The following is a 449-nucleotide window of genomic DNA, read 5'->3' as shown; positions in this document are numbered from 1 at the left end:
CCACAATCTCGCTAACCTTCGCGATGGTGTCGTTGAAGTTGTCGCCATGCAGTACCACTTCTGCGGAATAATCGCAGGTTGCCGCTACTTTAGACTTCGGCGCGCCTTTTGGCATCACCACTTTGCCATCGATACCTAGCATAGCGCAGGAGAGAGAAACCCCTTTCGCATGGTTACCTGCAGAGCAAGCCACCACGCCCTTCACTCTTTCTGCTTCTGTTAATGAACTGAGCTTGTTAAAAGCGCCACGGATTTTAAATGAACCGGTACGCTGCATGTTTTCAAACTTGTGGAATATTTCCCCTTTGCAACGTTCACTAAAATAGTTAGAGCGAGGCATTCCCGTTTTATATATTTTCCCCGCCAGTCTTTTCTTCGCTTCGAGGATATCTTCAATTGCAACTGGGAGATCGTATGTAATGTGCATTAGAACCTCTTACCAGGGTATT

The 449-nt window shown here is 46.8% G+C and carries 1 protein-coding gene; it reads right to left on the bottom strand.

Annotated features, from left to right (window positions below):
* Positions 1-427, bottom strand: a 427-nt coding sequence (locus tag ACU8YC_RS27570) for a pyridoxal-phosphate dependent enzyme (protein WP_446896337.1), incomplete at its 3' end; no start/stop codon positions are given.
* Positions 428-449: the final 22 nt, after the last annotated feature.

It is taken from the genome of Citrobacter sp. VF227 (genome assembly GCF_052950715.1).
Note: the sequence above shows the minus strand (reverse complement) of the source record. Positions and strands in the feature narration are given on the sequence as shown.